This is a genomic window from Phyllobacterium sp. (genome assembly GCF_037994405.1).
Taxonomy (GTDB): domain Bacteria; phylum Pseudomonadota; class Alphaproteobacteria; order Rhizobiales; family Rhizobiaceae; genus Phyllobacterium.
On the sequence record NZ_JBBNAN010000415.1, the window covers coordinates 1 to 4,739 of the forward strand.

5 protein-coding genes and 1 pseudogene are annotated in these 4,739 nt (G+C 58.0%); 3 read left to right on the plus strand and 3 right to left on the minus strand.

Going from position 1 to position 4,739, the window contains the following annotated elements:
* A pseudogene (locus AAAC48_RS22740) lies at positions 1–181 on the plus strand (RNA polymerase subunit sigma-24); the annotation flags it as partial.
* A gap of 49 nt (positions 182–230) precedes the next feature.
* Positions 231–2,024, plus strand: coding sequence for a chloride channel protein (locus AAAC48_RS22745; protein ID WP_340656371.1), 1,794 nt, complete (start codon positions 231–233; stop codon positions 2,022–2,024).
* A 23-nt stretch (positions 2,025–2,047) separates the two neighbouring features.
* Here AAAC48_RS22745 and AAAC48_RS22750 read toward each other — a convergent pair whose 3' ends face one another.
* Positions 2,048–2,896 (minus strand): aldo/keto reductase, encoded by an 849-nt coding sequence (locus tag AAAC48_RS22750; protein WP_340656375.1) that lies wholly within the window; start codon positions 2,894–2,896, stop codon positions 2,048–2,050.
* A gap of 124 nt (positions 2,897–3,020) precedes the next feature.
* A complete protein-coding gene (locus tag AAAC48_RS22755; RefSeq protein ID WP_340656372.1) occupies positions 3,021–3,308 on the minus strand; it encodes a hypothetical protein in 288 nt (95 codons plus the stop codon).
* A gap of 182 nt (positions 3,309–3,490) precedes the next feature.
* On the opposite strand from AAAC48_RS22755, the gene AAAC48_RS22760 reads away from it, so the two are divergent.
* The gene (locus AAAC48_RS22760) at positions 3,491–4,066 is read left to right on the plus strand and encodes a winged helix DNA-binding protein (RefSeq protein ID WP_340656373.1); all 576 of its coding nucleotides are present in this window, start codon (positions 3,491–3,493) and stop codon (positions 4,064–4,066) included.
* Positions 4,067–4,074: 8 nt separating this feature from the next.
* Here the strand turns inward: AAAC48_RS22760 and AAAC48_RS22765 are convergent, their stop codons facing one another.
* Positions 4,075–4,389, minus strand: coding sequence for a diguanylate cyclase (locus AAAC48_RS22765; protein WP_340656374.1), 315 nt, complete (start codon positions 4,387–4,389; stop codon positions 4,075–4,077).
* Positions 4,390–4,739 lie beyond the last annotated feature (350 nt).

The following is a 4,739-nucleotide window of genomic DNA, read 5'->3' on the forward strand; positions in this document are numbered from 1 at the left end:
GTTGCTGCCCGAACCGTCTTTGCAGTCCTACCACCTGCTGCCTGCCATTCGCGGCGATCTCCTCGAGAAGCTCGACCGCAACGATGAAGCCCGCACAGAATTCGAACGCGCCGCCAATCTGACACGAAACGCGCGTGAACGAGCGCTTCTCCTCGATCGTGCCAAGGCATTGACACAATAAGCGTATAACGGCTGTGCAGCCGATCCATTTTCTTTCCGTCCAGGCCAACATGTCTCGCAAACTGGCGCTGCGCCGATTGGGCGTCTTTTCCATATTTCTCGCACCAAGCCGCTTGCGGGCCTTTGCGCGCAGTACCGAACTCGGCCTTGTCCTCGCCGCGGCGTTGATAGGCCTTGTGTCCGGCGGCGTCGTAACGGCCATGAGCCTGATTTCTCAGACGATGCACCAGCTGATTTTCGGGCTGGACGAAGGCGAACGGCTTTCCTCGATCATAACAAACAACCATGTCCTGCTGCTCGTCGCGCCCATAACGGGTGGGGCAATCATGGGCTTGATCCTGCTCGTCCTGATGCGGTACCGCAAGCGGCCGATGGTCGATCCCATTGAAGCCAATGCCCTGCACGGCGGCCGCCTTTCGCTCAATGACAGCCTCATCGTCGCGGCCCAGAACCTGATCTCCAATGGCTTCGGCGCGTCGGTCGGCCTGGAGGCCGGCTACACCCAGCTGGCGTCCGGCCTCGCCTCGAAAATCGGCCTCTCGCTGAAGCTGCGCCGGTCCGATCTGCGTATTCTTGTTGGCTGTGGTGCAGCCGGCGCGATTGCAGCCGCTTTCAATGCACCTTTGACGGGCGCGTTTTATGCATTCGAGCTTATCATCGGTTCCTATACCATCCTCGGCCTGACCCCTGTCGTTGTCTCTGCCCTGGTGGCGAACCTGGTTGCGCGCATGCTTGCTGGCAATAATTTCGTCATCGACATTGGCCATTTCGGCTCGGTCGTACCGGCAGATTATGTGCCGGCTCTGCTCCTCGGCATCTTCTGCGCGCTCGCTGGCATTCTCCTGATGAAGGGCGTCGCCTTCGTGGAGCAGATGGCGCGCAAGAGCTTCATTCCGTCTGCCCTCAGGCCCATGCTCGGCGGTGCTGTGGTCGGGCTGATGGCGCTGGTCACGCCGCAGGTCCTTTCCGGCGGACATGGCGCCTTGCATCTCAATCTCGACACCACGACTGCCATAGGTGCCCTGCTCGGTTTGCTGCTGCTCAAGTCAGTGGCTTCCGCCATATCCATCGGCTCGGGCTTTCGAGGCGGTCTCTTCTTCGGTTCGCTGTTCATGGGTGCACTGCTTGGCAAGCTCTTCGCCTATTCGGCACCCTATGTCTTTGCACACGCGACCTTGACGCCTGTCATCTACGCCGTCGTCGGCATGAGCGCGCTCGCCGTGTCGGTGATCGGCGGTCCTTTGACCATGACGTTCCTCGCCCTGGAAATTACTGGCGACTTTCCGATCACGGTTCTGGTTCTCGCCGCCGTCATTGCCGCCTCGCTGACAGTGCGCAACACCTTCGGCTATTCTTTTGCCACCTGGCGTTTCCACCTCCGGGGCGAAAGCATCAGGAGCGCGCATGATGTCGGCTGGATTCGGAATCTGACTGTCAGCAAGCTCATGCGTACCGATGTGCGGACGGCACCGATGCATCTCAGCATCAGGGATTTTCGCCGCGAGTTTCCGCTGGGCTCGACCCAGCGCGTGATCATCGTCGACGACAACAACAAATATGCCGGCATGGTTCTTGTGCCCGAGGCTCATGCGGGTTTGACGGAAGGTGCCGACGAGGGGCAACCGATCACTGACCTGATCAAATACAGAAACGACTTCCTGCAGCCGCAGATGAACGCCAAACAGGCCGCAGCGATCTTCGACAAGACCGAGAGCGAAGCACTGGCCGTGGTCAATGACCTCGTCGAACGGCGTGTGGTCGGCCTGCTGACTGAGAGCCACACACTCCGGCGTTACAGTGAAGAACTGGACCGGCAGCGCCGTGATGTCTCGGGCGAAATCTAGGACCAGATCAACAGGTCCTGACCCTAGAGCATTTCCAATGGCCGCTTCCGGCGTGGCGCCGGAAAGGCCTCGTCCAGGATCGCAAGCTGTCCCGGTGTGAGTTGCAAATCGACAGCGCTGCGATTCTCCCGGATATGCTGCGGCGCGCTGGACTTCGGTATCGCAATTACGCCGTCATGGCTGATGACGAAGGCGAGCGCCACGACCGCCGGCGTGGTGCCGCACTCCCTTGCGACACGTATAAGCGCCGGGTGTGCCAGCATCCGTCCCTGTTCGATCGGCGAGTACGCCATGACCGGTATGTTGCGGGACTGGCACCAGGGCAACAGGCCATATTCGAGACCGCGCCGGGTCAGATTGTAGAGGACCTGATTGGTCGCAACAGCATTCCCGCCATCGATGGCCTCAAGCTCTTCCAGATCATCCGTATCAAAATTGCTGACGCCCCAGTACCGGATTTTTCCAGCCCTGATGAGATCCTCGAAGGCGGCAATTGTTTGCGCGAGTGGATGCCCACCCCGCCAATGCAGGAGATAGAGGTCGATCGTCTCACACTTCAATCGCTTCAGGCTGCGTTCACAAGCAAGCAGCGTGCCCCTGTGCGAAGCGTTTGATGGCAAAACCTTGCTCACCAGGAAGACCTCGTCGCGGCGGCCATCAATCGCTTCCGCAACGACCTCCTCCGCGCCGCCATTGGCGTACATCTCCGCCGTATCGATCAGTGTCATGCCGAGGTCCAGGCCAAGCCGCAACGCATTGGCTTCCTTTTGAAATTGACGCCGGTCCTCGCCCATGAACCAGGTGCCCTGGCCAAGCACCGGAACCTGTTCGCCCGAAGGGAGGGCTGCAGTTCTCACATCTTCATGCTTCATCATGATTTACCCTGCAATGCTCATTTGAGGCGGTTGCTCGCCTCGGCGCTCCTTCTGAGCCCAGTCCAGCATTGATCATGCCCTGGTGCAAGGTCCAGCGGTCGTGCCTGTTCGGACGCCGGGGCTAGGAGCTCCGCCTTATTTCCGTGAGCCTTTCGGCAGCGGCGGCAGCAAGATTGGTGAATATATGATCCAGGTCTTCGGCGACCTGATAATACGACTCCGGCAGATCATCGAGTTCCATTTTCTCGACGATTTCCTCCATGCCGCGGGCATGGCCTTCCAGAAATTCATAGAGCTCAGTGGCCTGCTCCAGGGTCAATGTTTCATGCGCCAGCATCTGGGGAATTTTCTTTCCCAACATGCCAGCCAGCTCGTTCTTCTCCCGCAGAACGTTCAACCAGTTTGCCACTGATTTGTTATCCTCCCCGGTCTAAAGGTCGCAGAGGAACCAGTGGACATCAACTAGTTCTTTAGGTTTATATATGCTCTTCAACTTCTAATAGATTTAGCGTATTGTGCAGTGCATAATATTCATTCGCATTTGCGAAACGTCTCGCAGCAGCATGTTTGACCCTATCCAAGGAGTGCTTGATGATATCGGAATTGCTGCAACAACTTGTCGATGACAGCGCGGCAGAACAACACGTGGCCGAGCCGGAAGCCGTTGAACCTCGGCTGCGCGGCCGGACGCCCGCCCACACCACGGTCATTACCCACTTCGAACTGGCGCGAACGCTGGAACGTGCGAACCGGCGCTTTGCGACATTTCTGCAGTCCGAAATGACAAAGCAGGGTGTGCGAGAGATCGGCCCCGCCCACGCCATGCTGCTCCTGACAATCGGCAGTGACGAGCTCTCGGTGGGCCAGTTGATGGACCGCGGCCCGTATGGCGGCACCAATCTTTCCTATTATCTCAAGCAGCTTGGTGAGTGCGGATATATCGAACGCATCCCATTGGCCCGCGACAGGAGAACCGTACGCATTCGCCTTACCGAGAAGGCGCGGGAACTTTGCGCCGACCTGAACGAGGTTGCAGCCAAGTATCACCGCCTTGTTGCCGGTGATCCGGAAAACATGCGCAGAATGGAAGTAGCTTTCGAAACGCTTGACCGGCTGGAGCGGGCGTGGGCGACAGCTGCCATATTTGGACCGCCCGGTGAACGCTAGCACGCCGTCTAGATCACGCTGATCCGGTCGCGTCCTTCGAATTTGGCCCGATAAATCCCTTTGTCGGCGCGGGCAAAAGCCTCTCGCGCTGAATCGCCGGGCGTGAGTTCCGTTAAGCCGGCACAGCATGGGTAGGAAAATTCCGGGCACGCCTTCAATGGCCGTAGAAGGCGGGTCCGGCCGAACACCTGTTCGAGGATCCGGATGCCGGCAGCAAGACCCGTATCCGGCAATATGAACATGAATTCCTCGCCGCCTATCCTGCCGAAACAATCAAGGCGCCGTAAAAATGAGTGGGCATGCCTGGCCAAATCAAGGAGCACCTGCGCATGATTTCGCCCCAGCTAAGCTGCTCACTAGGGGCGAGATGATAGGCTGAACGAAAGCTCGCATTGGCGTAGCGCAAAATATCATCCTGATCATAGAGCGCGATCAGGACAAGGCTGTCGCCTGCAATGACAGGAGATTGCCGATGATTTCATCTATTTCTTTGGAAGGCTGCATGCTTATCGCGTAACCAACGACCCAACGGTCGTCAGGCAATTGGGTAAAAATCTCACTGACATTGTCGGGACAGCCAGTTTCCAACCGTCCTTGGGCCAGTCTTCAGCAAGACTTTGAAACCAATGAGAGAAAAAAGTCATGGAAATCAACGGACAAACTGCTCGCTCTT